This window comes from Planococcus donghaensis (assembly GCF_001687665.2).
Lineage (GTDB): Bacteria > Bacillota > Bacilli > Bacillales_A > Planococcaceae > Planococcus > Planococcus donghaensis.
Window position 1 is genome coordinate 1,540,160 of record NZ_CP016543.2, and the last position, 24,522, is coordinate 1,564,681.

The following is a 24,522-nucleotide window of genomic DNA, read 5'->3' on the forward strand; positions in this document are numbered from 1 at the left end:
CTGCCTGGGGAAACCCAGCAGCCTTTTTTTGATTTTGCAAAACCTCTATCGAACATTCAAAAAGCGTTTTCTTGTATACTAGTTATGAGGTGAAGAGGAAATGTACATAAGCGAAAAAGAAATTGAAATCCGTTACGCTGAAACGGATCAAATGGGCGTTGTTTATCACGCCAACTACATTATCTGGCTAGAAATCGGACGAACCAAATTGATTGAAGATATAGGATTTACGTATGCAGGCATGGAAAAAGACGGCTACATCTCGCCTGTTGTGGATATTTCCATTCAATACAAAGCAGCTTTACGTTATGGCCAAAAAGCGTTTGTTCGCACGTGGGTGGAAGAACATGGTCGTTTACGAACAAAATACGGCTATGAAATTGTTCATGAAGATGGAACAATCGCGGCTACTGCTTTATCTGAACATGTCGTTGTAAAAAAAGAAACGTTTCGTCCGGTGTCCATCCAAAAAATCTTTCCAGAGTGGCATAAAAAATACGAAGAAATTAAAAAGCAGGTTCCTGATGGCGTTCGGAATTAAACGAGATGAACTCGAACGTTGGAAGCAAGGAGTCAATCGCGGTGAAATTTCGTTTTTAACGCATTATTGGGTAGACGAGCGCTTTCCAGGCTGTAATACGGTCACAAAAGTAGGGTGTTGTGACTTAAATAAGCTGGAATCTTGGGGGAAACAGTACGGATTGCAACGTGAGTGGATGGATTTACGAGGCAAGTACCCACATTTTGATTTATTTGGTGAACGTCAGCGGTCGATTTTGCAAAAAGAAGGCCATTTAGAGCAACTGAATAAACTAGAGAAATAATACATGAACTCGTCATGTAACAGAATGGCTATACGAAAAGTGTTGGAAAGGTTTTTCCAGCGCTTTTTTGTGTTTTATGCTTTAAAACAGGATGTACAAATCGAAAAAAGAACGGAAAAGTGTATTTTTTCAACAAAAAAGACTATAGACAACTCAAACAATACGAGTTTATCTATAGTCTCACAAGATTATTCATGCGTTTTATTTTGTGTATGAATAATCGAGTTCGTGTAAGTCATCGTTAACACTAACGTCAAGATTGTGGCCGTCAAAATACCAAGCATCGCTTTTTTCGATAAAATAAGTGACGTGATCTTCCTCTACTTTGGCCTCGATTTCATACGGCTGATCTTTTGTTACACCGAGAGAAAATCCAGGCTGCAGCTTGCTTGAGCCGCCATAACGAACGAAAAAGCGTACAGCTTCTCCAGATGTTACTTCCATTTCTTTTTTAAACCAATCGAGCGCGTCGTTGCTAATGTTAATTTGCATAGTACACGTCCTTTCACTGGTTACATCCAGCTGATTTTTGGTTCAGTGCCCGCTCGTATTCGGGAGATATTGGCGCGGTGGCGGAAAATAATGAATAACGCCAATAAGTAAATGACTGCCATAAACAAGTAATCTGCGGAAAAAATGGCGTAAATGGTAATGTAAATGATGAAAACGAGCGCTAAAATAATTGATGATAAGGATACCATTTTTGTGATTTTTAATGCAATTAAAAACACTGCAACTGCCATAATGAACAGGGGCCATTGGTAGCCAATTAAGATTCCACCAGATGTAGCAACGGCTTTGCCGCCTTTAAATTTAGCGAATACCGGAAAAATATGACCAATAACAGCTAATACACCAAACACTAGCGGATGGATGTCCGTTGCGATAAAGAGGGGAATCAACGTAGCCGCTGTTCCTTTTAAAATATCTAAAATGGTTACCGCAATACCGGCTTTTTTTCCGAGTGTTCGAAATGTGTTTGTAGCTCCTAAATTGCCACTTCCTTGCGTCCGGATATCAGTTTTGTAAAATAGTTTTCCAACCCATAAGGCAGAAGGAATCGAGCCAAGCAAGTAAGCTAATAGTAGGGGAAGTAGTATAGTCATGATGAACTCCTTTACACAACCTTATTTTGTATTTTTAGTTTACCATGACTGAAGTTCTTTAAACAATAGTCGACAGATTATTCAACAGGCAGAACAAAATCGTGTATGATAGAATAAAAAAGGACAGGTGAACATTTTGGAAAATCCTAGCCGTAACGAAATTAAAAATGTACTCGACCAAGCAAAAACAATAGCTGTGGTCGGGCTTAGTCCAAATCCTAGCCGAACGTCTTATGTGGTAGTAGAAGCGATGAAGCGAGCAGGTTACCGGATCATACCGGTAAATCCGTTGGCAGATACGGTAATGGGTGAGAAAAGCTATGCCCGTTTGAGCGATATCCAAGAAAAGGTAGATATCGTGAACGTTTTTCGTCGTAGCGAGTTTTTAGAAGAAATTGCAGATGAATTTGTGAAAATCGATTGTCCTGTTTTTTGGACACAATTAAATGTAGTAGATGAAAACGTATTTAATCGGTTGACTGATGCAGGGTATACAGTCATTATGGATCGTTGCATCAAAGTGGAATACGCCATTCTGAAATAGGCAATACCGCTAAAGGGCGCTCAGCGCTCTTTTTCTATGAAGTTTGACAGATGGTCTAGAAATAGCATACGATTAAGATAGAGTGAAACGCGAACAAACGTTTGTTGGAGGGAATTAGATGGCTAAAATTCAAAATACGGCATACAACGAAGAAGCAATTCAAGTACTCGAAGGCTTAGATGCCGTTAGAAAACGTCCGGGGATGTATATCGGATCGACTGATACGCGTGGACTGCATCATTTGGTCTATGAAATTGTCGACAACTCGGTCGATGAAGCGCTTGCAGGACACGGAGATAAAATTTCCGTTACAATCCACGACGATAACAGCATCAGTGTTCGAGATTTCGGACGTGGTATGCCTACAGGAATGCACCGCAGCGGGAAACCGACGCCAGAAGTTATTTTAACTGTGCTACATGCTGGGGGTAAATTTGGTCAAGGTGGCTATAAAACAAGTGGAGGGCTTCACGGAGTGGGTGCCTCTGTTGTAAACGCATTGTCTAGCTTTTTAGAAGTGACCATTTACCGTGACGGCAAAAAATACCGTCAACGTTTTGAACATGGCGGAAAGCCTGTGACGACTTTAGAAGAAATTGGCTCTACAAAAGAAACCGGGACAATGATTCATTTCTTACCGGATGAATCTATTTTTTCGGTTTCAAAATACAATTATGAAACGCTTTCTGAACGATTGCGCGAGTCTGCTTTCTTGTTAAAAGGATTAAAAATTGAGCTATTCGATCAACGCACAGAAGCGAAAGACGTTTTTCATTACGAAACTGGGATTGAAGCTTTTGTTTCTTACTTGAACGAAGAAAAAGATGTGCTTCATCCGGTCGCGTATATCGAAGGCCAACAAGATGAAATGGAAATCGAATTTTCGTTCCAGTTTAATGATGGTTATTCTGAGACCATTTTATCGTTTGTAAACAACGTCCGTACGCGTGACGGCGGCACACATGAAACCGGTGCAAAAGCAGCGATGACACGTGTTTTCAATGATTACGCTCGGAAAATTAATTTGTTAAAAGACAAAGATAAAAACTTAGAAGGCTCAGATATTCGTGAAGGATTGGCCGCAATTGTATCTGTCCGCATTCCAGAAGCTTTATTGCAGTTTGAAGGACAAACGAAAAGTAAATTAGGGACGAGTGAAGCGCGCAGTATCGTCGATTCAGTAGTTTCTCAAAAACTCATGTACTTTTTGGAAGAAAACGCAGACCTGAGCGCCTCGTTAGTTCGAAAAGCCATTCGCGCAGCACAAGCACGACTAGCTGCAAGAAAAGCTAGAGAAGATGCGCGAAACGGCAAAAAACGCAAAAAATCAGATGCGTTGCTGTCGGGTAAACTAACACCAGCGCAATCGCGTAACGCTAAAAAGAATGAGCTTTACTTAGTAGAGGGTGACTCTGCTGGTGGATCCGCTAAACAAGGACGCGACAGAACGTTCCAAGCAATCTTGCCGCTACGCGGAAAAGTTGTAAATACTGAAAAAGCAAAACTTGAAGAAATTATGAAAAACGAAGAGATTTCAACGATTATTCATGCCATTGGTGGCGGGGTTTCTTCTGACTTTTCAATTGATGACATCGCTTATAACAAAATAATCATCATGACAGATGCCGATACGGATGGTGCGCATATTCAAGTACTTTTGTTAACATTCTTTTTCCGTTACATGAAGCCTTTGATTGAAGCAGGAAAAGTGTTTATCGCACTTCCGCCATTGTATAAAGTATCAAAAGGTCTCGGTAAAAAAGAAGTAATTGATTACGCATGGACTGAAGCCGACCTAGATGCTTCGATCAAAAAAGTTGGAAAAGGTTACACACTACAGCGTTACAAAGGTTTGGGTGAGATGAACGCAGATCAATTATGGGAAACAACCATGAACCCGGAAACCCGCACATTAATCCGTGTAACGATTGAAGACAGTGCACGCGCAGAACGCGGCATTACCACATTAATGGGCGATAAAGTAGAACCACGCCGTCGTTGGATTGAAAGCAATGTCGATTTCGGACTTGAAGAAGATAGCAATATTTTAGAAAATGATTTGATTCACGCTGAGGAGGAACTGGTATGACACAAGCCGAAAGATTTCAAGATTTGCCATTAGAAGAAGTAATTGGCGATCGATTTGGCCGTTACAGTAAATACATTATCCAAGATCGAGCACTTCCAGATGCTCGTGACGGATTAAAACCTGTTCAGCGCCGAATTTTATATGCGATGTACCACGAAGGCAATACCAATGACAAAGCGTTCCGTAAATCGGCCAAAACCGTTGGTAACGTTATCGGTAACTATCATCCACACGGTGATAGTTCGGTTTATGAAGCCATGGTTCGTTTAAGTCAAGATTGGAAAATTCGTCACATGCTTGTTGAAATGCATGGAAATAACGGTTCGATGGACGGTGATTCACCAGCTGCGATGCGTTATACGGAAGCGCGGCTTTCGGCGATTTCTTCAGAACTATTACGCGACATCGACAAACGAACGGTAGATTTTATCCCGAACTTTGATGATTCGGATATGGAACCAACTGTTTTACCGGCCCGTTTTCCGAACCTCTTAGTGAACGGCTCGACGGGTATTTCTGCAGGTTATGCCACAGATATCCCGCCGCATGCACTTCACGAAGTACTAGATGCGGTATTAATGCGCATGGATAACCCACAAGCGACAGTTGCTGAGTTGATGACGGTCATTAAAGGCCCAGATTTCCCAACAGGTGGCATTATTCAAGGCGTAGATGGCATCAAAAAAGCGTATGAAACGGGTAAAGGAAAGATTATTGTCCGTTCTAAAGCCGAAATCGAACCGTTAAAAGGCGGAAAAGAACAAATCGTCATTACAGAAATCCCATTTGAAGTCAACAAAGCCAATATGATCAAGAAAATAGACGATCATCGCTTTGACCGCAAACTCGAAGGCATTTCTGAAGTGCGAGATGAATCGGATCGAAGCGGTTTGCGCATAGTGATTGAGCTGAAAAAAGATGTGCAAGCACAAGGAATTTTAAGTTATTTGTATAAAAACACCGATTTGCAAGTCAGCTATAATTTCAATATGGTGGCAATTTACAAACGTCGCCCAACAATGATGACGTTGCAAACGATGTTAGACGCTTATATTGAACATCAAAAAGAAGTAATTACGAAGCGCTCTGAATTTGATTTGCAAAAAGCTAGTGATCGCATGCACATAGTTGAAGGTTTGATGAAAGCATTATCGATATTAGATAAAGTGATTAAAACAATCCGCTCTTCTACTGACAAGCGTGATGCAAAAAACAACTTAATCGCTGCATTTGATTTTTCAGAAGCACAAGCAGAAGCGATTGTTTCGCTGCAACTTTACCGATTAACCAATACGGATATTACGGATTTGCAAAAAGAAGAAGATAGTCTGAAAAAGACCATTGCTGAATTGACGGGCATTTTAACTAGCTCGACTAAGTTAAAAAATGTCATTAAAAAAGAATTGGCAAACATCCGCAAACAATTTGCAGAACCGCGCCGCTCGGTGATCGAAGATAAAATAGAAGAAATTACAATTACGCGCGAAATTATGATTCCAAGTGAAGAAGTAGTCGTAACTGTCACAAGAGAAGGCTATGTCAAGCGGACGAGTACACGGTCATATGCTGCTTCGAACGGCAAAGATTTTGCGATGAAAGAAACGGATCATTTACTATTCGAAGGCAATTTAAATACGCAACATACCATTCTGATTTTCACTACTGCGGGTAATTTCGTCTTCCAACCAATCAACGAATTGCCAGATATTAAGTGGAAAGACTTGGGGCAGCATTTATCAAGTATTATTCAATTAGATGCCAATGAATCTGTTCTTGCTGTTTATCCATTTGAAAACTTTGATGGAGATGCCAGTATTTTAACGGTCTCTAAATTAGGACAAGTTAAACGTTCTGCGTTAAAAGATTATCAAATTCAGCGTTATTCACGTACTGTGAAAACCATGAATTTGAAATCTGGTGATGCGATGATTTACGCAGGGCTTGTGACGAAAGAAACAGAATTATTCATCGGCACAAACCAAGCTTACGGCGTTCGTTTCCCACTCGAAGAAGTTCCGCTTACAGGACTCCGGACGGGTGGCGTTAAAGGCGTAAACTTAAAAGGCGATGATGAAGCTGTCTCGGCAATCTTAATTGATCCAGAAGTAAAACAAGAACTAGTTCTCGTTACTCACCGAGGCGCAGCTAAAAAAATGAAGCTAGATGAATTTGAAAATGGCAGTCGTGCAAAACGCGGTGTCGTAATGCTACGCGAATTAAAATCGAACCCTCACCGTGTAGTCGCTGTTATTGGCGCAACCGGTAAAGAGGAAATTATGTTAGAAACAGCTAAAGGTCTTCGCATACCACTAGTAGCGAATTCATTGAAAAATGTAGACCGTTATTCAAATGGTTCATTCATAGCGGATGAATCCACTGATGGAAAAGTAGTCGCTGCTTATCGCTTGAATACAAAAGAATAACATGAATAACTCGCTCTTGCGGATATAGAGAGCGGGTTATTTTTTTGGTTAAAACGAATAATCTTATTCATTCGAATTCTTATATATAATTCTGGAATATTCATTTTTATTTTAAATGAATTGGAATGAATAATTATTCTCGGGTGAATGTTATTCATTTCAGCAGACAGTAAAAGTATATTAAACTTTTCTTATAATTGTCAAAATCTTCTCGACATTAATGGGCTTTAATGTGTTAGAGTAGTGAGATAAATAAAAATAAGAGGGTGACAACTATGACTAAGAGCAACATCAAAGAGCTCGATCGAAAACAATTAGTGAAGAAAGTATCCGTAGAAGAAATTATGGTAGCCAACCAGGCGCTCAAGGACGTTGTCATCAAGACACCTTTGCAAAAAAACGAACTGCTCTCAGCACGGTATGAATGCAATGTCTATTTAAAAAGAGAAGATCTTCAAGTAGTAAGGTCTTTTAAACTGCGAGGTGCCTATAACTTCATCCGTAGTCTAGATGCAACAGAACGCTCAAAAGGGGTTGTCTGTGCGAGTGCTGGGAATCATGCTCAAGGGGTAGCGTATTCTTGTTTCGCTCTTGGCATTGAAGGAAAGATTTTCATGCCTTTAACAACGCCTCGTCAAAAAGTATCTCAAGTAAAACGCTTTGGTGGAGACCAAGTTTCGGTTGTTTTAGTGGGAGATACATTTGATGACTCGTTTTCAGCAGCGATGGAATACTGTACTGCTGAAGAAAAAGTGTTTGTTCATCCATTTAACGACACAAGCGTCATTGCAGGACAAGGAACGGTCGCAGTGGAAGTGTTAAATGATATGCAAGAACCTGTCGATTACATGTTTTGTGCAATTGGTGGTGGGGGATTGACTGCGGGCGTTGGTTCATACTTAAAAGGAATCAGTCCAAAAACGAAGTTGGTTGGTGTGGAACCGGCAGGCGCTGCTAGCATGAAAACGTCATTGGCAAATGGCAAAGTAACGCGTCTAGATACAATTGATACGTTTGTAGACGGTGCTGCAGTTAAGCAAGTTGGAGATGTAACAATGGCGATTTGCGCAGACGTGTTAGACGACATTGCATTGGTTCCAGAAGGCAAAGTGTGTACGACGATTTTGCAGCTGTATAACGAAAATGCGATTGTTGCAGAACCCGCAGGTGCGTTGTCTGTCGCCGCTCTCGATTTTTATAAAGATGAAATCAAAGGGAAAAACATTGTTTGCGTCATTAGTGGAGGCAATAACGACATTGAACGGATGCAAGAAATTAAAGAGAAATCATTGATTTACGAAGGATTGAAACATTACTTTATCGTTTCTTTCCCGCAACGTGCAGGTGCGCTACGTAAGTTTATGGGGCAAGTGCTAGGTGAAACAGACGACATTACTCATTTTGAATACACGAAACGGACCAATCGTGACGAAGGACCGGTACTTGTTGGCATCGAACTGAAAAGTCCCGATGACTATGAACCGCTCGTCAAACGCATGACCGATAGTGGTTTTCCGTACAAAGAAATTAACAACGATTCACTGCTGTTTAATTTATTGATTTAGTCATACTGATAGGACGTCTACTCAAAAGAGTGGGACGTCCTTTTTGTTTGTTAAAACGGATATCCCGTTAAATGATATAGTAAAGGTAACGAAAAAATGGAGTGATGGAAATGGAGAAACGGTGTTTATGGGCGCAAAGCAACACACTCATGCAAGCTTATCACGACAAGGAATGGTGTAAACCAAGTAAAGACGATCGATACATTTTCGAAATGCTCACATTAGAAGGTGCACAAGCCGGCTTATCGTGGAACATTGTGTTGTCTAAACGACAAGCTTACCTCGAGGCCTTTCGAAATTTTGATATTGCCTATTGTGCACAATTAACAGATGAAAGCTTGGTGTCCATCAAAGAAAATTATGGCGTGATCAAGCACGGCACAAAAATCGCATCTGTTCGGTCTAATGCACAAGCCATCTTAAGCCTACAAAAAGAATGGGGCAGTTTTGCTGATTACTTATGGAGCTTTACGAATAGGGAAATCATTGACAACAAATGGTCGAATGATGCTCAACTACCTGCTCAATCTCCTCTGTCTGTTCAATTAAGCAAAGAGCTGAAAAAAAGAGGATTTAAATTTGTAGGCCCTGTGACCACTTACTCTTTTATGCAAGCCATTGGAATGGTAAACGATCATATTGAAACGTGCATTTGCCGCACTTGAAATGTGATATCAAGATGAAATGGTGAAAGTGAATAAGGGAATAACGAAATTCTTTTCATTTGCACAAGGGATTTCCAATTAAATGAAGAATAAAGGTAAAGAAGGTAACCAGCCACAGGTGAAATCCGGACTAGAGTAAAGCCGTTTTTTTGGAGTGATTAGCCCTTTTTTCTTGTCATACACTCACTGTAAAATGAAAAGTAAACGAGTGTTTGTTAACTCGCTCAAAACAATCTTTTTCGTGCTACAAGTAACATATGTAAAAACATGAGACTTAAAGGAGGAGACAAGACAATGAACTTAAAATACTTAGATTTATTAGCGCAAAAATACGATTGTGAAGAAAAAGTCGCTACTGAAATCATTAACCTTGAGTCCATATTGGATCTACCTAAAGGAACCGAACATTTTGTCAGTGATTTGCATGGAGAATTTCAGGCGTTCCAACATGTCTTGCGTAACGGCTCTGGAAATGTAAAAGTAAAAATTAAAGATTTGTTTAAGAACGAGTTAACTGAAGAAGAATTGAACGAATTCGCTACGCTCGTTTATTATCCAGAAGAAAAACTGCTAATGAGTAAAAGTCACTTTACCAGTAAAGCAGAGCTGCATAACTGGTACATAGAAGTAATTGAGCGGCTGCTGAAATTGATTGCCTACGCCTCGTCGAAGTATACACGCTCCAAGTTAAGGAAAGCGCTACCAAAACAATTTGTTTATATTATAGAAGAGTTGTTGTATAAAACAGATGAGTTTAAAAACAAAAAAGACTATTATGCGAAAATGGTAACGCAAATCATTTCCCTAGGGCAAGCGGATAAATTGATTGTTGGATTGGCTTATACCACTCAACGCCTCGTCGTCGACCATTTGCATGTTGTAGGCGACATTTATGACCGAGGACCAGATCCGCACAAAATCGTAGATACGCTAATTGATTACCATTCGGTGGACATTCAATGGGGAAATCATGACGTTTTATGGATCGGTGCATATGCCGGTTCAAAAGTATGTTTGGCGAATATTTTACGAATTTGTGCACGTTACAATAACTTGGATATTATTGAAGATGTTTACGGCATTAATTTGCGACCGTTATTGAATTTAGCGGAGAAATACTACGAAGACAATCCGGCTTTTCGACCGAAAAGAATATCAGATGAAAAGATGACAGAACAAGAACAGCTGCAAATTACTAAAATTCATCAAGCGATATCTATTATCCAATTTAAATTGGAAAGTCCTATTATTAAAAGACGTCCGTGTTTTGACATGCGAGATCGCTTATTACTGGAAAAAGTCGACTATGACAAAAATGAAGCAACAATTCATGGGAAGACTTACCCATTAGAAAATACGTGCTTTGCAACCATCAATCCGGATCAACCAGATGAATTGATAGATGAAGAAAGACAAGTAATCGACAAATTGCTATTTTCGGTTCAACATTCAGAAAAGCTAGCGCGACATATGAATTTTTTGATGAAAAAAGGCAATTTGTATTTGAAATACAATGGCAACTTGCTTATTCATGGATGCATTCCATTAGATGAAGATGGCAATATGGAGAAAATGGAGATTGAAGGAAAGTCATATGCAGGGCGTGAACTGCTCGATGTATTTGAACGATATTTGCGTACGTCATTTGCGCATCCGGAAGAAACAGATGATTTTGCGACCGATATGGTTTGGTATTTGTGGACGGGTGAATATTCATCGTTATTTGGCAAACGGGAAATGACGACTTTTGAGCGTTACTTTATTCAAGACAAAGAAACACATAAAGAGCGGAAAAACCCATATTATTATTTACGGGAAGACGAAGACATGTGCCGGAAAATACTTGCTGAATTTGATTTGAATCCTGAACATGGTCGGATTATTAATGGGCATACCCCTGTTAAAGAGCGGGACGGCGAAAACCCGATCAAAGCCAATGGCAAAATGCTAGTGATTGATGGTGGGTTTTCAAAAGCTTACCAGTCGACTACAGGAATTGCCGGATACACGTTGCTATATAATTCTTACGGCATGCAATTGGTCGCTCATCAATTGTTCAACTCAAAAGAAGAAGTCTTACAAAATGGGACAGATGTTTTATCTGTAAAACGATTGGTTGATGAAGAATTAGAACGAAAAAAAGTAAGAGAAACCAATATTGGGGAATGCCTCCAACAAGAAATTCGAAATTTGAATAGTTTGAGAGAATATCGTTACATGAAAACTGTGAGAAGATAGTAAAAGATAGAAATAGAAGAGGTGCATCCATGTGCCTCTTTTTTTCTATGTAAAAATAATGATTGAAAAAGCAAGTAGTATAAAAGAAACGGTGAAATATATTTTTATAGTGCAAAACTCTTTATGATAAGTTCTAAAAATAATATACTATGAGAATAGATAATTATGACTAAAAACTGGAAGTCTACAATTTACGATTATTTAGAGCGGAGCGAATAATATGTTGAAAGAACAAGAAAGATATTCGAGACTGGCAGAAATTACAAGACTCATTAATACGAAACTAGAATTACAAGATATGCTTCAACATGTTGCATCGGCCATTTCAGATGAAATTGTTCAATGTGATGCTATCGGTATTTACCTTCCTGATAGCGAAGGAATCTTCCGAGCTGTAGCAGGTAAGCCTGAAGCCATCGACGGTCAACCGTTGACTGATCAGAAAATAGATTTGGATGATGATCCACTTGCCAACGAAATTGCCACTACAAAACAAGTGGTTTACATTCCCGATACATCGATGGATTCACGTCCGAACGCTGCTGCTTTAGCAGCGTTTAATATTAAGTCCCTTCTTGGACTACCCATTATTTATGAGCAGCATTTATACGGTCTTGTGTTCTTATTTGATAATGGAAAGAAAATGGACTTAACCGAAAATCAAATTCAAAGTGTAGAAGCTTATGTCAATATGGCAGCAGTAGCTATTCAAAATGCGGCCAATCTTAAACAAAAAGAACAATTGCTTGCAGAAAAAGAACTCCTTCTCGACGCAAACAACGAGCTTGCCAAATGCGCAACTGTAAGCGAAAGCATAAACACTTGTTTTTGTTATTTAGAAAAAGTTGGCGGATTTAAAAATGTCGCTGTTTTTTTGAGAACGCCTGATCAGACGAATACGGTTTATCTGAAAGAAGTAAACAATAAATCAAATTGGTCAAAGCCTGAATGGGAACGAATTATTGATGATTTCCAATCCACTACAAATTCTGACACAGTTATTAAAGACATTATTAAGAAAAAACACATTCGTTTCATCCCTTCTGAAGAAAAATGTCGGTTACTGTTTATTCCTTTAATCTCAAAAGGAGCCGTTTTTGGAGTGGTGGCAATCGCTTGTTTGTTAGAAAAATTGCATACGTACGAGAAAACACAAATTAATCTAGCCCAGTCTATTATCAACTCAACTGCAATCACACTTTCAAACTTAACGTATATGGACCAGCTTGAGCATCGTGTGAAAGACCGAACGTTGGAGTTAGCAAATGCAAACGAGCGGGTGACTAGTGTTATTGGCAGCATCACAGATGGATTTTTTGCGCTAAATGAAAACTGGGAATTTATCTATATTAACAACCACCAAGTACTGCCAAAAGGACGTACCCCAGAAAATGTAATGGGCGAGGAAATATGGTCTGTTTTTCCAGAACACTTTAATTCTATTTTATATAAAGAATTTTCTGGAGCCATGTTGAAAAGAATGCCTGTGCATTTTGAAATTGCTTCTGCTGAAGAAGGGTATTGTTATGAAATTGTTGCCTATCCGTTTGATGATGGAATTTGTTGTATGTGTAAAAACACGACAGAAAAGAAACTTTATGAAAATGAATTGAAACGGTTATCAAACTTAGAACTTATTGGCCAAATGGCCGCAGGAATCAGTCATGAAATTCGAAATCCCATGACGACGGTTCGCGGGTTTTTGCAATTGCTTACAGATAATAGAGAATTAGAAAACTACAATTCGTATTTCGAACTAATGATTGAAGAGCTAGACCGAGCAAACTCTATCATATCTGAATTTTTATCGATGGGTAATACAAGGTCTTCGGATTTGAAAATGCAAAATTTAAATGCCATTATTATGGACATCGCTCCATTGTTAAAGATTGACACGTTTAGTCAAAATAAGTTTATTGAAATCGAGACGATGGATTTGCCAGATCTCCTGCTAAACCGAAATGAAATACGTCAATTGCTCATAAACATCTGTCGAAATGGACTTGAAGCGATGAACCCAGGGGAAATGCTGTCTATTCGGACGTATATAGAAAAAGAAAATACAGTGGTTCTGGAAATTGAAGATGAAGGCGAAGGCATGAGTGAAGAAGTATTAAAGAAAATTGGCACTCCATTTTATACGACTAAAGACAACGGTACAGGTCTTGGACTTGGTGTTTCGTATGCAATTGCTGCTCGTCATCGAGCCAAAATCGATGTACAGTCAAGCAGTGATGGCACCATTTTTTCATTTAAATTTCAATTATAATAAATGAATTTTAATTAGATCGGCTATATTAAATTTATAAGACTAGAGACAAACTTGATCTGTTCGGTTTGTCTCTAGTCTTTTGTTTGAAATAGATTCGAAGGTAATTTGTGTATTAAATAGAGAAAGACTAAAAGCTCAACATCCTGCTCTTAGTCTTTCTCGCTTATTCCTCATCTTCAAGGTCTTCGATCAGCTTTTTCATTTCGGCAATTTCTTTTCGTTGTGCTTCGATAATCGAGTCTGCCAATTCACGAACGCGAGGGTCTGAAATGTTGGCGCGTTCACTCGTCAAAATTGCAATCGAATGGTGGGGAATCATGGCTTCCATCCACTTAACATCTTCGATTAAGGTTTGACTGCGAACTAGCCATAACGAAAGCGCAAATACTACAGCACTCGTCCCAAGAATCACCGCATTGGCTTTTTTGTTTTTGTACATCGGCCACATAAACAGCAACATAACAATTGCCATTGTAGAGCCCATGATCAAAGCCATATACACCCGGGTTTCACTATAGAAAATGTGATCAAACTGAAACGTGTTCAAAAATGTTAACCAATACATGATAAAAGCTGAAGTTAAAATCATTAAAGTAAATTTCACATATGCATTCATCGATACTTCTCCTCCTTTTTCAATTAAGTTGCTAAAAACAAAGCTTATTATTTATATACCTGGATTTTTTTCAGATAAACTCCATAAAAACTGCACGAATGGTGAGGAATCAAGCTCGGATACTTTAATTGAACGTAACAACCCAGAAATATCTGAATAAATTTACTAATGTAAATTCTTTGGTTAGAAAAAATGTTATGATTATTTTAACCAAATCATGACAAGTCAGGAGACAACAAATGGATGTTGCACCAATTATTGCGCAATTAAATAAAGAGAAGTCGATTGGGCATACGTATATGTATACGGCTTTGGCTGGCGGCACAATGAGCAAAGTTTTTCTTCTCTATCAAGAAAAGAGCAATGCATGCATTTTAAAGATTAACGCAGCAAAAGTGACCAAAGAAGAAGCTGGTTTTCTGTCACTTTATCAGCCAATTGCCTTACTACCCGATTTACTAGTCGTGGATTCTTTATATCAATTTATGGTTTATACATATATTCCAGGTTCTACAGCAAATCATCAAAACATCAAAAAAACAAGCCTTCTCCAAACGTTGGTTGCGGAACTCATAAACCACTACCAACCTGTGTTAAATCAGCACAACTGGGGATGGAAAGACGCACCCGTAAGTTCGTGGGCGCAATTTTTACGCGATGAAGTAAAAGCGGCAACTGCTATATTAACTCCACAATTGGATAGATTAGGTGTAACAATTGAAGAACCGCTATTAAAAGAGCGCTGCAATTCGGGACTAAACCAGTTCCCTTATTTAATTCATGGTGATTGCGGAGTACATAATTTTATCGTACGCGAAGAAAAGTTAGCGGGTGTCATCGATCCAACTCCAATCTTAGGCTGGCCACATTATGATGTAATCTATGCATTTTTTTCGTCCCCTTCCGACTTAACTAAACAGGCGTGGGATTCTGCAATCGCTGGCCTAACAATCGAGCGGCCTGCTGATTCTGTTTTGTATGAAGAATTGCTGATTGGGTTGTACCAGCGGTTGGGCATTTGTCTTAAGCATCATCCTGAGGATTGGTCCATGTATATTCGAGCTTGGGAGTATTGGAATAAAATAGTTTCCAATCAGCAACTGAAATTAGAATATTCAAGGAGAGTGGCAAATTGAAAGAAAAACTAATTTTCTCTTTATTGGTCGTCTTGACGACCGGATTAATGGGGTCTTCTTTTGTCGTAGCGAAAATAGGCTTGATCTACATATCGCCTCTATTATTGGCAGGGATACGATTTACGATTGCTGGCAGTATTATGATTTTCTTTGTTTTGTTATTTAAAAGAAAACACCCTAAAAATGCTGCAACTTGGGGGAAAGTTATTTTAATCGGTGCTGTTCAAACCGCAGGCGTGATGGGAGCTATTTTCCTCAGTTTGCGCACCATCACTTCAGGAGAGTCCGCGATATTAACGTTTATGAATCCCTTATTGGTGGTGTTGATTGGGACGTTAGCAATGGGCATGCGTTACCGAATTGTTCAATGGTTTGGAGTTTTTGTTGGGTTTGCGGGTGTTTTTGTCACAATGGGAAGTCATTTGGATCTTCAAATCGGCACATTGCTTGGTTTTTTAAGTGCCGTATTTTGGGCTGTTGGAACACTTCTTATAAAAAAATGGGGCGTCGCAATCGATATGTGGGTATTAACTGCGTATCAAATGTTGTTTGGCGGTCTTATCTTATTGCTTGGCTCAGTTTTTTTAGAAAATGCCTACATAGTCATTAACACAACATCGGTCTCTATTTTATTGTGGCTATCGATTCCAGCTTCCATCATTCAATTCACGATTTGGTTTTACTTGTTGCAAAAAGGAGATTCTGGTAAAGTAAGCGCCTTTTTGTTTTTAGCTCCTTTTTTCGGTATCGTATCTGGCTGGCTCGTGTTAGGAGAGCCTATTGGGATACCGTTATTAGTTGGTGGCAGTTTGATTTTCTCAGGAATTTTTCTAGTCAACTGGCCAGAAAAGCGAGTGCCAGTGAAAGTAACCGTATAGCTTAGTTTAACTAACAATAAAGAAATGGAGCATTCAAGTTGATAGAACTAGCAGGAAAAAAGATGACTTTAACAAACGCAACAGAAGAATTGTTAGATGAGCTTTATTATTGGCGCTTTGAAAATCCACAACAAGAAGCGAAAAAGTGGAACGGACCGTATATTCCAGAGGTGTGGTTGAGTAGAGATCAACACCGTAAAATGTGGTTAGAAGAAAAAGACATTTCGATGGGCGTCCCGGCATCACTGGTTATTACGGCGGACGGCAAAGCGATTGGCTATGTTGGTGCTTATTGGGTGGATAAAAACACAAATTGGTTGGAGACGGGTGTTGTAATTTATGACACGGATTATTGGAGCGGTGGATACGGCTCTGAGGCTTACCGGATGTGGATCGATTTTTTGTTTGCCAACACCGATTTGCACCGACTCGGCATGTCGACTTGGTCAGGCAATGAACGAATGATGAGCGTTGCAAAACGGTTAGGGATGTCAGAAGAAGCGCGTATTCGAAAAGCACGCATAGTCGATGGACAATTATATGATGCGATTAAGATGGGCATCTTGCGTGAGGAATGGGAAGTGCAATAAACCTAAAAAGCGACAGCCAGCTGGCTGTCGCTTTTTAAGTTTATTCATAATATGGGATTCGTAGCACCAAGCGGACGCTTTCCGCGGACGAAGTGCTGAGCCTCCTCGTCGCAAGCTCCTGCGGGGTCTCATCACTCCGTTCTTCCGCAGGAGTCGCCACTTGGTGCTACGAATCCTGGAGTGAGTGGATGAAAAGGATATTAGGTTACTTTTATTGTGCAGTGGACAAAAGAATCTCGTCTTATTAAAGATTTGTCTAGAATCTGAAAAGACAGTTGGCTGTTTCTTTTTTTAGATTTAAGAAGGACATCAAATTATAAAATACGTTAAGACGGACAATAAAACCGATGCAATTGTCATTGCAGCGAGCGGCAAGAGAGCACGTTCTCGTAAATCACGTAAGCTGACATTCAATCCCAGTCCAACCATTGCAGCTGTAAGTAACCAAGTGGTGGCCGTTGAGACAAAGTCACGTAAAGCTTCTGGGAACGGAACGACTGGGCCTAGTACATAGCTGCCTAACACGCTGAGGAAGATAAACCCGAGAAGAAACCAGGGAAAGTCGACTTTTGCTGTAGTTTCTTCGTCTTTGTTTTTTCGTTTCATCATGAAAATAAAAATAAAACAAAGCGGAACGAGTAAAAAGACACGACCTAGTTTTCCAAGTAAAGCCATAGCGAGCCCATCTTCTCCAGCAGGAGCTCCGGCTAATGCCACATGAGCAATTTCATGTAAACTGATGCCAACCCACATGCCATATTCAATGTCATCCAGCGGTAAAAATGGGCGAATGATGGTATAAGATATAGCAAATATTGTTCCCATGAGCGCAATAATGCCGACACCAATCGCGGTGTCTTCATCTTTTGCTTTAATGATTGGCGCAATAGCTGCAATTGCGGCTGCACCGCACACGCCAGTGCCGACACCAAGAAGTAACGAAATCGTTTGATCGGCTTTAAAGCGTTTGGCTAGCCAAACAGTTAGCGAAATCGCAAAAGCAATAACGCCAACATCTCGTACTAAAAGCCAAAGACCATCGCTCAATACAGTATTAATGTTTAGTTTTAATCCGTATAAAATGATAGCGACACGTAGTAACCGTTTTGTGGAAAACGTGATACCAGATCGAATCGCAGTAGGATACCCGAAAAGCTGTCGGTAAAAAACCGCAATAATAATGGCGCACGCCAGTTGACCAATTTGATTAAAACCTGGTACTTGTGCCAATAAAAAACCTAGAAATGCGAGTAAAAACGTAAACAACACACCACCGAGCAATGCGGCTTTAGGCGATGTTGATTTATTAAGAAATGCAGACATAGTAAAACCTCCTGCAATAAGCTTAGAAAAAAAGTATGCATTAGTAAAATAAATATATAAAATGAGTACCATAAGTAAAGTGAGATGTGAGGAGGGCGCAAAAAAGTGGATCAACGATTAGAAGTGTTTATTAAAGTGGTTGAAAAGAAGAACTTTTCCAAAGCGGCAGAAGAGTTGCATATGACGCAGCCCGCTGTTAGCCAGTACATTCGGTCATTAGAGGAATCGACAGGAGTGAAATTATTAGAGCGAACCAATAAGTATGTCCGTCTGAATAAAGCAGGTGAAATTGTCTTCCATCATGCACTCGAAATCAAGGAATTGTATGCAAAAATGAATCACTTACTCGATGATTTGACCAACAAAGCGAGCGGGTCTATTGCAATTGGTGCGAGTTATACATTTGGCGAATATTTATTGCCAGCGATCATCGCTGAAACTAAAGCACAATATCAAGACATCAAACCAACGGTCACTATTGGCAACACCACGACAATTGCTGCATTGGTATTAAACCATCAACTAGATGTCGGAATTGTCGAAGGCCATTTTAAAGACGTCAAAGAACTAAAAACAGAGCCGTTTGCAAAAGATCGAATGGTCATCGTCGCCCCAGCAAATCACCCATTGGCAGTACGTAAAGAGGCTATTTCGATTAAGGAACTGGCAGACGAAACTTGGATATTGAGAGAGCTAGGATCCGGTACACGAGAAGCGGCAGAAGCAGTCTTTGAAAAATTTAGACTGTCACCTCAAGCCATTATGCACTTTAGCAGCACACAGCCAATAAAAGCCATGGTTGAAGCAGGAATCGGTATTAGTTTGCTATCAGAATGGGCAATTCAAAAAGAATTGAAATATGGGGATATAAAAGTAATAAACGTTAAAGAAATGCCTTATACACGAGATTTTTCGATTGTAACTCGGTCGCCGTTTCAAACAAAAGCATTGTCGGCATTTCTTAAGCTATTAAAAAATCATAAAGAAGTGATTGATTTTAAAGTTGAATAACTATTGCTGCTTTTTTAGTTCGTAAAGGTCTAAGGGAAATAGCGAACGTTCGGAAAGTGTGATGACACGTTTACGGACGTTCTTTTTGTGGGTTTTGTGCTGTGTTTTGGTTGTTCGTAAAAGTGTACTTTTACGAACGCTTATTTACTGAGAATTCTCTAGCTATCTGGCTATTCTCTAAGTATATTTAAAGAAATAGAATTAAATGTAAAAAGGAGCTAAAAGATGAGCACTAACTTTCAGAAATATCTAAAGTCACTTGACCTAAATGACCCGGCTGATCCGAACGTTATCCGAAACGTTGAAGATCAATTGGGCTTCCAATTTCCCATAGAGTATGTCAATTTCCTGTTGCATTCAAATGGAGGCGAGGGTCCAATCGGTGAAAACTATCTTAAACTATGGAGAGTGGACGACCTGATTGAAGATAACGAAGGCTACAGTGTCGAAGAATTTGCACCTGGACTGTTGATCATCGGATCGGATGGCGGTGATACTGCTTACTGTATTGATACGCGAAGCAAGGAGATGCCCTTTGTCTCCATGCCGTTCATCGGGATGGACCTCGATGAAGTGGAACCATGTGGACCTACCTTCAATGAGTGCCTTAAAATTTTATATACGGAGCTAAATGACGACTAACCAAGTCCGGTTTTAATGAAAATAACTGATACAAGATGGAGGAGTAGCAGAATGAGCAACAAAACCTATCAAAAAGCCAAAAAAATCATTTCAAAGAATAAAGACCTAGCGGATTTTGAAGGGCAAAAGTCAGTAGAGTTAATCGAGAAGGCAGAAGCAGCAGTTGGTCTACAATTTACCGGCTCCTATCTGGATTATTTACAGACATTCGGCGCAGGAAATTTTGGCTCGGAAGAAGTTTACGGGATCATCGACGAAGACTTTGAGGACTCTTCAGTGCCAGATGCCATTTGGTACACGCTCACTTTACGCAAAAGCATAAATCTGCCTGCCAACTTTCTGGCGATTTATGATACGGGCAGTGACGAGATTTTCTGTCTGGATTTTCATAGTACAGATGCAACAGGGGAACCGAAAGTAGTTGCTCTAGATCCGACATATGCCCTAGAGGATCAGACACTGGAAATCATTGCGGATGATTTTGGGGACTTTCTATTGGAATTGATCGAGGAGGAACTGGCGTAATGGATACAGATCAGGTTAAGTCAAAACAAGACGTAATCCGCTTTATCCAGGAGTTAATCATCGATTTTATAGAAAATAAGGACACTTGGGAGAACATTGAACTCTCGGATTATCTCGAAAGCTTGCAAGCTTGGCTAGAGGATGCCGACGATGCTGCATCAGACGGAAATAAATGGAAACTGTTATGCAGCGCACTTGAGACACCGAAATTCTATGAATAATCTAAACAAATTCAAGCTAAATTATGACACCCATTAAAATAGTCCGATTAGACGAAAACTTATTTAATGGCCATCGCTTAATGAGAATTTATCAATTAAACCATGAAAAGAGGAACAATGATGAATGAAGCATTTGTTAAGTCATTGCATGAAGTAATTGTTAAAGAAAATCTGGAAAGTTATAAGGATCTATATGAGACAGCGGTAGTGGATGCCAAAACGGATCCCTACTATAAAGAAGCTTTGAATTTATATAACAGTATACCTTCGGAAAAAAGAGAGACCTTGATGAAAATAATCGAACAAACCATGGTAGATACGATTTCTTCGATGTTAGGCATCATCGATGGTAGCATTCCGGTAGATGATGACGATTCTGTCGAACCAAGATTACTCCTGAATTCTATAGATACTGAAGGAGAACTTCAGGATCTATTTCTAGAATTTGTAGAAGAGCTGGAGGACAGTAAGTAAATTTCTATTTTAAATACAAGTTTACACATCATGGTGTTATCGGTAGGGTAGAGACTCAAATATGAGTCTCTTTTTGGTCTGAGAAAGTTTTTGAAAACGGTTTTATTTCCAAAATTAACTAGCCAGCAATTAAGTTTCTGCGTATATTTATGAAAAGTCTATAAAAAGGAGGTAAAGTATATGAAAGAGAAAGATGAGATTCTTGCTCTGCTCATACCATTAGTCGAAGACTTAGTTAGCGGCAAATTAGAGTTAATTAAAGAAACGGGAAGAAGCGGACCTTATACCGTGGAAGAACTAAAAGAGCAGCTAGATGATTACGGCGGAACTTTGACAGCATCGCCTGAAATAGACTACAAAAACCTTGATTTATATGAAATAGACGATGAGCCCGAATGGGTGATGGAATATGAACTATGGGTCGATGGGGAGAAGTCGGATTTGACCTTGACTTGCACGGTCCGGTTAACGGATCAGGAAAAATCAATTGCCATTGACAGCATTCATGTACTTTAAAAAAAATAGAATTATAAAATCTATTTCCGCAAGGAGAAGTGGCTATGATCAGGCAAGCAACACTGATAGACGAACCCAAATCAGGGAAGTACAAGGAAAGGATCTATGATATTCCCAATTCCTCGAATTCTGGCGACTGGACGTGGGTTATGTTCACGAATGATGATCTAGCGGAATGGTGCGGAAACTTCCGCGGTTTCCCGAGAGGGGTGGCCTTATCGGAAAGGCATCAGGTCGTTCTCGTTCTCACTTCCGACTACTTATTCAAATTGGATGTAGGCACCGGCGACCTTCTTGATTACGTTTCTGAACCCGGTTATCGATGCCTCACCGTTTCTCCTTCAGGCGAGTTCATTGTGGCTAATGATTATCATATTGACCTCCTACATCCTAATTTACAGGAAGTCACTACCATACCGCCTCCTATTGAAGTAGATATGATTGCGTTCGTGGATTGGCATGGGAAGATGTTATCCATTTCCTGCACGGAGTTTCTGGATATAAATCAGGCGATAGAGCTGGAACTTGATAGTGAAACTTACGAAATCGTATTCAAAGATCCTCGGTAACCCTAAAAGTAAGGTGAATCTGGTTGTGTTATGTTCTAGTCGACTGTATGCAGTTGGTCAATTTTCATACAAAAAATGAGGGGGGGGATATACATTGAACTGGAATTTGAATAATACTAACATTACCCTTGAATACTCTCATATAAATTTAAAAACGTTATTAGAAGAGATATGTAAAAATAAAAATACATTTTCACATTACGAATTTGCCCAGTGGTGTGATAATTTAACAATGATTTTTGAGGATGACGAAAGAGAATGGGACGATGAAGAAACTGTCATGATAGGAGTGGCACGGGACATAGAATGCCAATGGGATTTGTTTCTTGTCAATACTTACTCAATGGAAGAGTTACAATCTATTGACCTTTCTAAAGTAGAGCTTCCGCAACAGTGGTTTATTGATTGGAAGAAAGAAATGGACTAATCCTTATATGCATGGGCAAGTTGAGCTCATCAACATGGTTATTAATAAATTGTAATGTAATATTCGGATTTTGAATGAATACAAGTTTACATATCATAACTTATCGGAAGACAAGAGACTCACACCCGAGCCTCTTGTCTTTTTAGTTTGGAAAAATGTATAATTTCAACTTCATACTTTCCACAAACTTTTCGACTATTATAAAGAAGTCAAAAATGTTAATAAGTTGGTGAGTTCTAATGTATGGATTTTTTAGTCAAATGAGCAATATTATGATGCAACCCTTTATCACTCTTTCAAATAGTTTTATGAGCACTCCCCTTTTATTTGCTTTTTTACTCGGAATCGTAGGTGCTATGGCACCCTGTCAGTTCACAGGAAATATTGGGGCTATTACCCTCTACGGAAATAAGTCGCTTCAAAAAGAAACAGCATGGAGTGAAGTTTTATATTTTTCACTAGGAAAGATTACCGTATTTACTGGATTAGGACTGCTAGTGTGGGGGCTAGGGAGTGAATTTGAGTCTCAGCTTACAATGTACTTTCCTTGGTTCAGAAAAGTAGTAGGACCGTTGTTTATCGTTGTAGGCATCTTTTTGCTGGGATTTTTTAAAGTGAAAGGCACCTTTACATTGTTGGAGGTACCAAAGAAGTTTTTGCGGAAGGGGAAAATGGGATCCTTTTTACTTGGTGTCAGTTTTTCATTGGGGTTTTGTCCGACGATGTTTGTGCTATTCTTTGTAACATTAATGCCTGTTGTTCTTTCCACTTCTTATGGGATGGTGTTGCCTAGCTTGTTCGCCATCGGAACATCTGTGCCATTGTTCATTGCCATTTTTCTGATTTGGTATTTCGGAGCTGGCGGAGCTGTGATGAAAAAGGGCAGAAAACTCGGATTTTATATGCAAAAAGGTTCTGGAGTAATTTTAATTACTTTAGGTGTACTGGACACTATTACTTACTGGAGTATTTGAGTCTTACAGATTTTGTTAAATCCAAAGGAAAATAAGTATGAAGATTTAACGAATTAGAAAGGGGTAGTATATGCATCAGACTTTAGCGTCAATAGACCCCATTGCGTTTTCGCTGGGACCAATCGATGTTCGCTGGTACGGTGTCATTATCGCAGCGGGAATTATCATTGCTTTTTTGGTCGGCCAGCGGGAGATGGTCAAAAGAGGGCTCCATCCCGATTTTTTGACGGACCTGCTGATTTGGGCAGTGCCACTAGCAATCATTGGAGCGCGTATTTATTACGTATCGTTTGAGTGGGAGCAGTACAAAGACAAACCAGCAGACATCATAGCTATTTGGAATGGCGGAATCGCCATTCACGGAGCATTAATCGCTTCTGTCATTGTCGCTTATGTCTTTACCAAAAAGCGCAATATGTCATTTCTCAAAGTGGCAGATATCTTGGCGCCAAGCATTTTAATAGGACAGGCAATTGGCCGTTGGGGGAATTTTATCAATCAGGAAGCGCACGGCGGAGAAGTGTTACGTTCATTTCTGGAAAGCCTGTTCCTTCCCGACTGGATCATTAACCAGATGTACATAGACGGCGTTTATTACCATCCGACGTTTTTGTATGAATCGCTGTGGAGCTTGGCTGGCATTATTATTTTATTACTGCTTCGAAAAGTCAATTTGGTTCGAGGTGAATTATTTTTCTTTTATGTGATCTGGTATTCTGCCGGACGGTTTTTCATTGAAGCCATGCGGACAGACAGTTTGTACGTAGTTGGTGAACTGCGGGCAGCGCAGTTGGTTTCCGTGATGGCGATTATACTAGCGCTCGGATTACTTACTTATAGACGTGTTGCGTTTAAAAAACCAGTGCATTATCTGGACAAGTAGAAAGAAAGGAG

General features: G+C 39.6%; 26 protein-coding genes. 22 read left to right on the forward strand and 4 right to left on the reverse strand.

The window, feature by feature from the left end; all coding sequences use genetic code 11:
* The first annotated feature begins 100 nt into the window (after positions 1–100).
* Both BCM40_RS07695 and BCM40_RS07700 read left to right on the forward strand, forming a co-directional pair.
* Positions 101–541: an acyl-CoA thioesterase gene (locus BCM40_RS07695; protein ID WP_065526448.1), complete on the forward strand. Its 441-nt coding sequence runs from the start codon at positions 101–103 to the stop codon at positions 539–541.
* Positions 525–824 (forward strand): hypothetical protein, encoded by a 300-nt coding sequence (locus tag BCM40_RS07700; RefSeq protein WP_065526447.1) that lies wholly within the window; start codon positions 525–527, stop codon positions 822–824. The genes BCM40_RS07695 and BCM40_RS07700 overlap by 17 nt, the downstream gene beginning before the upstream one ends.
* Before the next feature lie 201 nt (positions 825–1,025).
* Here the strand turns inward: BCM40_RS07700 and BCM40_RS07705 are convergent, their stop codons facing one another.
* On the reverse strand, positions 1,026–1,316 hold the full coding sequence (locus BCM40_RS07705) for a HesB/YadR/YfhF family protein (RefSeq protein WP_065526446.1): 291 nt from the start codon (positions 1,314–1,316) through the stop codon (positions 1,026–1,028).
* Positions 1,317–1,336: 20 nt separating this feature from the next.
* A complete protein-coding gene (gene plsY / locus BCM40_RS07710) occupies positions 1,337–1,930 on the reverse strand; it encodes a glycerol-3-phosphate 1-O-acyltransferase PlsY (RefSeq protein WP_008430045.1) in 594 nt (197 codons plus the stop codon).
* 136 nt (positions 1,931–2,066) lie between these two features.
* Here plsY and BCM40_RS07715 point away from each other — a divergent pair, with 136 nt between their 5' ends.
* The 7 genes from BCM40_RS07715 to BCM40_RS07745 all read left to right on the forward strand — a co-directional run bounded on the left by BCM40_RS07715 (position 2,067) and on the right by BCM40_RS07745 (position 13,723).
* Positions 2,067–2,474 carry a CoA-binding protein gene (locus tag BCM40_RS07715; RefSeq protein WP_065526445.1) on the forward strand — a complete coding sequence of 136 codons (408 nt, stop codon included), beginning with the start codon at positions 2,067–2,069 and terminating at the stop codon, positions 2,472–2,474.
* A 118-nt stretch (positions 2,475–2,592) separates the two neighbouring features.
* Positions 2,593–4,563 carry a DNA topoisomerase IV subunit B gene (gene parE, locus BCM40_RS07720; protein WP_065526444.1) on the forward strand — a complete coding sequence of 657 codons (1,971 nt, stop codon included), beginning with the start codon at positions 2,593–2,595 and terminating at the stop codon, positions 4,561–4,563.
* Entirely contained in the window at positions 4,560–6,986 is a 2,427-nt protein-coding gene (gene parC, locus BCM40_RS07725) for a DNA topoisomerase IV subunit A (RefSeq protein ID WP_065526443.1), read from the forward strand. Before parE ends, parC begins: the two co-directional genes overlap by 4 nt.
* A gap of 275 nt (positions 6,987–7,261) precedes the next feature.
* On the forward strand, positions 7,262–8,551 hold the full coding sequence (gene ilvA, locus BCM40_RS07730) for a threonine ammonia-lyase IlvA (RefSeq protein ID WP_008430049.1): 1,290 nt from the start codon (positions 7,262–7,264) through the stop codon (positions 8,549–8,551).
* 110 nt (positions 8,552–8,661) lie between these two features.
* The gene (locus BCM40_RS07735; protein ID WP_065526442.1) at positions 8,662–9,216 is read left to right on the forward strand and encodes a DNA-3-methyladenine glycosylase I; all 555 of its coding nucleotides are present in this window, start codon (positions 8,662–8,664) and stop codon (positions 9,214–9,216) included.
* Between the two features lie 294 nt (positions 9,217–9,510).
* Positions 9,511–11,454 (forward strand): fructose-bisphosphatase class III, encoded by a 1,944-nt coding sequence (locus tag BCM40_RS07740; RefSeq protein WP_065526441.1) that lies wholly within the window; start codon positions 9,511–9,513, stop codon positions 11,452–11,454.
* A 220-nt stretch (positions 11,455–11,674) separates the two neighbouring features.
* Positions 11,675–13,723, forward strand: a complete 2,049-nt coding sequence (locus BCM40_RS07745; protein WP_065526440.1) for a GAF domain-containing sensor histidine kinase — start codon at positions 11,675–11,677, stop codon at positions 13,721–13,723.
* Positions 13,724–13,889: 166 nt separating this feature from the next.
* On the opposite strand, the gene BCM40_RS07750 is transcribed toward BCM40_RS07745, so the two are convergent.
* Positions 13,890–14,342 (reverse strand): DUF305 domain-containing protein, encoded by a 453-nt coding sequence (locus BCM40_RS07750; protein WP_065526439.1) that lies wholly within the window; start codon positions 14,340–14,342, stop codon positions 13,890–13,892.
* A gap of 239 nt (positions 14,343–14,581) precedes the next feature.
* On the opposite strand from BCM40_RS07750, the gene BCM40_RS07755 reads away from it, so the two are divergent.
* From BCM40_RS07755 to BCM40_RS07765, 3 genes are all read left to right on the forward strand, one after another.
* The gene (locus BCM40_RS07755; protein ID WP_065526438.1) at positions 14,582–15,478 is read left to right on the forward strand and encodes an aminoglycoside phosphotransferase family protein; all 897 of its coding nucleotides are present in this window, start codon (positions 14,582–14,584) and stop codon (positions 15,476–15,478) included.
* Positions 15,475–16,356: a DMT family transporter gene (locus BCM40_RS07760; RefSeq protein ID WP_065526437.1), complete on the forward strand. Its 882-nt coding sequence runs from the start codon at positions 15,475–15,477 to the stop codon at positions 16,354–16,356. The genes BCM40_RS07755 and BCM40_RS07760 overlap by 4 nt, the downstream gene beginning before the upstream one ends.
* Before the next feature lie 62 nt (positions 16,357–16,418).
* Positions 16,419–16,946, forward strand: coding sequence for a GNAT family N-acetyltransferase (locus BCM40_RS07765; protein ID WP_083394561.1), 528 nt, complete (start codon positions 16,419–16,421; stop codon positions 16,944–16,946).
* A 309-nt stretch (positions 16,947–17,255) separates the two neighbouring features.
* Here BCM40_RS07765 and BCM40_RS07770 read toward each other — a convergent pair whose 3' ends face one another.
* Positions 17,256–18,269, reverse strand: coding sequence for a YeiH family protein (locus tag BCM40_RS07770; RefSeq protein ID WP_065526435.1), 1,014 nt, complete (start codon positions 18,267–18,269; stop codon positions 17,256–17,258).
* A gap of 105 nt (positions 18,270–18,374) precedes the next feature.
* Between BCM40_RS07770 and BCM40_RS07775 the strand changes: the two genes are divergently transcribed.
* From BCM40_RS07775 to lgt, 10 genes are all read left to right on the forward strand, one after another.
* Positions 18,375–19,280 carry a LysR family transcriptional regulator gene (locus BCM40_RS07775; RefSeq protein WP_065526434.1) on the forward strand — a complete coding sequence of 302 codons (906 nt, stop codon included), beginning with the start codon at positions 18,375–18,377 and terminating at the stop codon, positions 19,278–19,280.
* A gap of 225 nt (positions 19,281–19,505) precedes the next feature.
* Positions 19,506–19,922: an SMI1/KNR4 family protein gene (locus BCM40_RS07780; RefSeq protein ID WP_065526433.1), complete on the forward strand. Its 417-nt coding sequence runs from the start codon at positions 19,506–19,508 to the stop codon at positions 19,920–19,922.
* A 51-nt stretch (positions 19,923–19,973) separates the two neighbouring features.
* Positions 19,974–20,447, forward strand: coding sequence for an SMI1/KNR4 family protein (locus BCM40_RS07785; RefSeq protein WP_065526432.1), 474 nt, complete (start codon positions 19,974–19,976; stop codon positions 20,445–20,447).
* On the forward strand, positions 20,447–20,668 hold the full coding sequence (locus tag BCM40_RS07790) for a DUF7660 family protein (RefSeq protein WP_065526431.1): 222 nt from the start codon (positions 20,447–20,449) through the stop codon (positions 20,666–20,668). Before BCM40_RS07785 ends, BCM40_RS07790 begins: the two co-directional genes overlap by 1 nt.
* A 120-nt stretch (positions 20,669–20,788) precedes the next feature.
* Complete coding sequence (locus tag BCM40_RS07795; RefSeq protein ID WP_065526430.1) at positions 20,789–21,142, forward strand: transposase; 354 nt, start codon at positions 20,789–20,791, stop codon at positions 21,140–21,142.
* Positions 21,143–21,322: 180 nt separating this feature from the next.
* Positions 21,323–21,658: a DUF7668 domain-containing protein gene (locus tag BCM40_RS07800; RefSeq protein WP_065526429.1), complete on the forward strand. Its 336-nt coding sequence runs from the start codon at positions 21,323–21,325 to the stop codon at positions 21,656–21,658.
* Between the two features lie 44 nt (positions 21,659–21,702).
* Entirely contained in the window at positions 21,703–22,227 is a 525-nt protein-coding gene (locus tag BCM40_RS07805; protein ID WP_065526428.1) for a hypothetical protein, read from the forward strand.
* Positions 22,228–22,321: 94 nt separating this feature from the next.
* Complete coding sequence (locus tag BCM40_RS07810) at positions 22,322–22,654, forward strand: hypothetical protein (protein WP_065526427.1); 333 nt, start codon at positions 22,322–22,324, stop codon at positions 22,652–22,654.
* A gap of 239 nt (positions 22,655–22,893) precedes the next feature.
* Positions 22,894–23,628 (forward strand): urease accessory protein UreH domain-containing protein, encoded by a 735-nt coding sequence (locus BCM40_RS07815; RefSeq protein ID WP_065526426.1) that lies wholly within the window; start codon positions 22,894–22,896, stop codon positions 23,626–23,628.
* 70 nt (positions 23,629–23,698) lie between these two features.
* Positions 23,699–24,511: a prolipoprotein diacylglyceryl transferase gene (gene lgt, locus BCM40_RS07820; protein WP_065526425.1), complete on the forward strand. Its 813-nt coding sequence runs from the start codon at positions 23,699–23,701 to the stop codon at positions 24,509–24,511.
* Positions 24,512–24,522 lie beyond the last annotated feature (11 nt).

What these genes read in the sequence shown, in the direction of transcription:
- BCM40_RS07765 (WP_083394561.1), top strand. Translation starts at nt 16,419, where the DNA reads ATGACTTTAACAAACGCAACAGAAGAATTGTTAGATGAGCTTTATTAT.
- BCM40_RS07770 (WP_065526435.1), bottom strand. Translation starts at nt 18,269, where the DNA reads ATGTCTGCATTTCTTAATAAATCAACATCGCCTAAAGCCGCATTGCTC.
- parE (WP_065526444.1), top strand. Translation starts at nt 2,593, where the DNA reads ATGGCTAAAATTCAAAATACGGCATACAACGAAGAAGCAATTCAAGTA.
- BCM40_RS07740 (WP_065526441.1), top strand. Translation starts at nt 9,511, where the DNA reads ATGAACTTAAAATACTTAGATTTATTAGCGCAAAAATACGATTGTGAA.
- BCM40_RS07785 (WP_065526432.1), top strand. Translation starts at nt 19,974, where the DNA reads ATGAGCAACAAAACCTATCAAAAAGCCAAAAAAATCATTTCAAAGAAT.
- BCM40_RS07805 (WP_065526428.1), top strand. Translation starts at nt 21,703, where the DNA reads ATGATCAGGCAAGCAACACTGATAGACGAACCCAAATCAGGGAAGTAC.
- BCM40_RS07705 (WP_065526446.1), bottom strand. Translation starts at nt 1,316, where the DNA reads ATGCAAATTAACATTAGCAACGACGCGCTCGATTGGTTTAAAAAAGAA.
- BCM40_RS07790 (WP_065526431.1), top strand. Translation starts at nt 20,447, where the DNA reads ATGGATACAGATCAGGTTAAGTCAAAACAAGACGTAATCCGCTTTATC.
- BCM40_RS07695 (WP_065526448.1), top strand. Translation starts at nt 101, where the DNA reads ATGTACATAAGCGAAAAAGAAATTGAAATCCGTTACGCTGAAACGGAT.
- BCM40_RS07700 (WP_065526447.1), top strand. Translation starts at nt 525, where the DNA reads ATGGCGTTCGGAATTAAACGAGATGAACTCGAACGTTGGAAGCAAGGA.
- BCM40_RS07815 (WP_065526426.1), top strand. Translation starts at nt 22,894, where the DNA reads ATGTATGGATTTTTTAGTCAAATGAGCAATATTATGATGCAACCCTTT.
- BCM40_RS07745 (WP_065526440.1), top strand. Translation starts at nt 11,675, where the DNA reads ATGTTGAAAGAACAAGAAAGATATTCGAGACTGGCAGAAATTACAAGA.
- BCM40_RS07795 (WP_065526430.1), top strand. Translation starts at nt 20,789, where the DNA reads ATGAATGAAGCATTTGTTAAGTCATTGCATGAAGTAATTGTTAAAGAA.
- plsY (WP_008430045.1), bottom strand. Translation starts at nt 1,930, where the DNA reads ATGACTATACTACTTCCCCTACTATTAGCTTACTTGCTTGGCTCGATT.
- lgt (WP_065526425.1), top strand. Translation starts at nt 23,699, where the DNA reads ATGCATCAGACTTTAGCGTCAATAGACCCCATTGCGTTTTCGCTGGGA.
- BCM40_RS07755 (WP_065526438.1), top strand. Translation starts at nt 14,582, where the DNA reads ATGGATGTTGCACCAATTATTGCGCAATTAAATAAAGAGAAGTCGATT.
- BCM40_RS07800 (WP_065526429.1), top strand. Translation starts at nt 21,323, where the DNA reads ATGAAAGAGAAAGATGAGATTCTTGCTCTGCTCATACCATTAGTCGAA.
- BCM40_RS07735 (WP_065526442.1), top strand. Translation starts at nt 8,662, where the DNA reads ATGGAGAAACGGTGTTTATGGGCGCAAAGCAACACACTCATGCAAGCT.
- ilvA (WP_008430049.1), top strand. Translation starts at nt 7,262, where the DNA reads ATGACTAAGAGCAACATCAAAGAGCTCGATCGAAAACAATTAGTGAAG.
- parC (WP_065526443.1), top strand. Translation starts at nt 4,560, where the DNA reads ATGACACAAGCCGAAAGATTTCAAGATTTGCCATTAGAAGAAGTAATT.
- BCM40_RS07750 (WP_065526439.1), bottom strand. Translation starts at nt 14,342, where the DNA reads ATGAATGCATATGTGAAATTTACTTTAATGATTTTAACTTCAGCTTTT.
- BCM40_RS07780 (WP_065526433.1), top strand. Translation starts at nt 19,506, where the DNA reads ATGAGCACTAACTTTCAGAAATATCTAAAGTCACTTGACCTAAATGAC.